Below are 2,617 nucleotides of genomic sequence, written 5' to 3'. Positions count from 1 at the left end.
TGGTTCTCGTTCCAGAACTACAATCTCCTCAACCCGGCCAATGTCAGCTTCGCCGGTCTGTTCAATTACCAGTATTTCTATACCGATCCGGCCTTCTTCCAGTCGATCTGGAACACGCTGCTGATCGTCGGCGGCGTGCTGCTGATCACTGTCATCGGCGGCATCGCCATTGCGCTTCTGCTCGACAATGACATTTTCGGCCAGGGCATCGTGCGCATCATGATCATCTCGCCCTTCTTCGTCATGCCGCCTGTCGCAGCTTTGGTGTGGAAGAACATGATCATGCATCCCGGTTACGGCGTGCTTGCCGATCTCTCCCGCTTCTTCGGTTTCCAGCCGGTCGACTGGTTCGCGCAGTTTCCGCTGCTCTCCATCATCATCATCGTCGCCTGGCAATGGCTGCCGTTCGCGACGCTGATCCTGCTCACCGCCCTGCAGTCGCTCGATGGCGAGCAGAAGGAAGCGGCCGAGATGGATGGCGCCAACTTCGTCAATCGCTTCGTCTACCTGACCCTGCCGCATCTTTCCCGCGCCATCACCGTCGTCATCCTGATCCAGACGATCTTCCTGCTCGGCGTCTATGCGGAAATCCTCGTCACCACCAATGGCGGCCCGGGTTATGCCTCCACCAACCTCGCCTTCCTCATCTATCGCACCGCGCTTTTAGGCTACGACGTCGGCGGCGCTTCGGCCGGCGGTATCATCGCCGTCATCCTCGCCAATATCGTCGCCATCTTCCTGATGCGCGCCGTCGGCAAGAACCTCGACCGGTAGGGGGATATGACAATGGTTCTATCTGCGGCATCAACGCCCCACCTCCCTCATTCCTGTGCTCGTCACAGGAATCCAGCCGACGCGCGTCGGCGCGGCGGGAAGACTCTTTCTCAGCCCAAAGACTTGGGCTGGCTGGATCCCTGTGACAAGCACAGGGATGAGGGTGGAGCGGATGTCTCCGTCTCAGCACCGAAACGGCCCCGTGCGTTTGCCGCTATTACCTCAGGGGAGGTCTAATCATGGCCCGCAAGACAACCACACGTGCGAAGATCGGCTTTTCCATCGCGGCCTGGGCCGTGGCGCTCCTGCTGTTCTTCCCGATCCTCTATGCCTTCCTCACCTCGATCAAGACCGAGCCGGAAGCGATCGCCGGCTTCAGCCTCATTCCCTCGGGCACGCTTGAGAATTACGTGACGGTCCAGACCCAGCGCGATTACTTCAAGCCGTTCATGAACTCGGTGGTGCTGTCGCTCGGCTCGACGATCATCGCGCTGATCATCGCCATTCCCGCCGCCTGGGCCATGGCGTTCTCGCCGACCAAGCGCACCAAGGACATTTTGATGTGGATGCTCTCCACCAAGATGATGCCGGCCGTCGCCGTGCTGGTGCCGATCTATCTGATCTTCCGCAATGCCGGCCTGCTCGATACCCGCATTGGCCTCACCATCATGCTCACCTTCATCAACCTGCCGATCGTCATCTGGATGCTCTACACCTATTTCCGGGAAATCCCCGGCGAGATTCTGGAAGCCGCCCGCATGGACGGCGCATCCTTGTGGAACGAGATCGTCCATGTGCTGACACCGATGGCGGTGCCGGGCATTGCATCGACACTGCTTTTGAACGTCATCCTCGCCTGGAACGAAGCCTTCTGGACCATCCGGCTGACGACCACCAATGCAGCGCCGCTGACGGCCTTCATCGCCTCCTTCTCAAGCCCGCAGGGGCTGTTCTGGGCAAAACTCTCGGCCGCCTCGATGATGGCGATCGCCCCCATTCTCGTCATCGGCTGGTTCTCGCAGAAACAACTCGTGCGTGGCCTGACCTTTGGCGCCGTGAAATAAGGAACGACAAACATGGGCAGCATTTCCCTTCAGAACGTGTCCAAGCTCTTCGGTGAGGCGAAAGTCATCCCGTCGATCGATCTCGATATCAACGACGGCGAATTCGTCGTCTTCGTCGGCCCCTCCGGCTGCGGCAAGTCCACGCTTTTGCGCCTCATCGCCGGGCTGGAAGACGTCTCCGGCGGCAAGATCGTCATCGACGGCAAGGATGTCACCGAAAAGGCGCCGGCCGAGCGTGGCCTTGCCATGGTGTTCCAGTCCTATGCGCTTTATCCGCATATGAGTGTCAGGAACAACATCGCCTTCCCGCTGAAGATGGCCAAGCTCGACAAGGCGATCATCGATAAAAAGGTGGAAGACGCCGCCCGGGTGCTGAACCTTACCGATTATCTCGAACGCCGGCCCTCGCAGCTCTCAGGCGGCCAGCGCCAGCGTGTCGCCATCGGCCGCGCCATCGTGCGCGAACCTTCCGCCTTCCTGTTCGACGAACCGCTCTCCAACCTCGATGCGGCGCTGCGCGGCACCATGCGGCTGGAAATCTCCGAGCTGCACAACACGCTGAAGACGACGATGATCTACGTCACCCACGACCAGGTGGAAGCCATGACCATGGCCGACAAGATCGTGGTGCTCAACCGCGGCAATATCGAGCAGGTCGGCTCGCCGATGGAGCTTTACCGCTCCCCCGCCAACCTCTTCGTCGCCGGCTTCATCGGCTCGCCGCGCATGAACCTGGTGACCGGCGATTATGCCCGCCAAAAAGGTGCCACCACCGCCGG

The 2,617-nt window shown here is 60.3% G+C and carries 3 protein-coding genes; all 3 read left to right on the top strand.

Going from position 1 to position 2,617, the window contains the following annotated elements; all coding sequences use genetic code 11:
• Positions 1 to 774 (top strand): carbohydrate ABC transporter permease (locus I3J13_RS25540; protein ID WP_196380676.1); only part of this gene is annotated, 774 nt, incomplete at its 5' end.
• Between the two features lie 239 nt (positions 775 to 1,013).
• On the top strand, positions 1,014 to 1,838 hold the full coding sequence (locus I3J13_RS25535) for a carbohydrate ABC transporter permease (protein ID WP_080837073.1): 825 nt from the start codon (positions 1,014 to 1,016) through the stop codon (positions 1,836 to 1,838).
• A gap of 12 nt (positions 1,839 to 1,850) precedes the next feature.
• A partial coding sequence (locus tag I3J13_RS25530) for an ABC transporter ATP-binding protein (RefSeq protein ID WP_196380675.1) occupies positions 1,851 to 2,617 on the top strand: 767 nt, incomplete at its 3' end.

The sequence above is a fragment of the Agrobacterium leguminum genome, from assembly GCF_015704895.1.
Lineage (GTDB): Bacteria > Pseudomonadota > Alphaproteobacteria > Rhizobiales > Rhizobiaceae > Agrobacterium > Agrobacterium leguminum.
This window is presented reverse-complemented; position numbering and strand designations above follow the sequence as displayed.

What these genes read in the sequence shown, in the direction of transcription:
- I3J13_RS25535 (WP_080837073.1), top strand. Translation starts at nt 1,014, where the DNA reads ATGGCCCGCAAGACAACCACACGTGCGAAGATCGGCTTTTCCATCGCG.